Here is a 711-nt window from a genome sequence, read left to right as displayed (position 1 = left end):
AATGTATAGGTGTAACTCGCATCCACTTCTGCGCTGCTAAAACTAAAACTCGCACTGCCCGTTTCTGTGCTGTTATAGCTGGTGTCATTCAGTACCACACTGTGACCACTTGGCGCGCTAGTATCTAGCTCACTGGTTGCGGTAACCGCTGTGGCCGCGTTTCCTACGGTATCTGTCAGTGTCACAGACAGCGTGAGTGTACCGTCATTCAGTGCACTTAAATCTATATTAGAAATGGTTTGGCTTGCAGAAGTCACCGTGCCATTGCCCGTTGCTGACGTGCCGCCATTGCTACTCGAAATAGTATAGCTGTAGGTTGCGCCTACTTCGGCACTGCTAAAGCTAAACGAGGCTGCAGTTTTTTCAGTGTTGGAATATAACGTATCGCCCAGTGACACACTGTGACCTGTAGGGGCTTTGGTATCCACCGTTATGGGCAGCTGTGTTGCTGCGGTGTTGTTATTGCCTGCTGCATCGCTAAAAGTATCTGCTGCAATGTCTAACGTGGCGTTCGTTTCTGAGTCCGCCGTTGGTGTAAAGAGCACGCTATATTGTGTGCTTGAAGTCGAACTGAAATTACTCAGCGAGCCACCAGATACGGTGATGTCTGACGAAGTGAAAGTCGTACTGGCTTCACTCAATACAATGGAAATCGTCGCCGTTTCACCCGCTTTGAGGTTGGTGTCTGAGGCACTGAAAGTGGTTACCGTC

General features: G+C 49.4%; 1 protein-coding gene. It reads right to left on the bottom strand.

Going from position 1 to position 711, the window contains the following annotated elements:
- Window positions 1-711: Ig-like domain-containing protein (locus N473_RS26635; RefSeq protein WP_196766486.1), on the bottom strand; the 711-nt coding region annotated here is incomplete at both ends.

The organism is Pseudoalteromonas luteoviolacea CPMOR-1 (genome assembly GCF_001625685.1).
Classification (GTDB): Bacteria; Pseudomonadota; Gammaproteobacteria; order Enterobacterales; family Alteromonadaceae; genus Pseudoalteromonas; species Pseudoalteromonas luteoviolacea_K.
The sequence above is the reverse complement of the archived record's forward strand: the minus strand, read 5'-3'. Positions and strand labels throughout refer to the sequence as shown.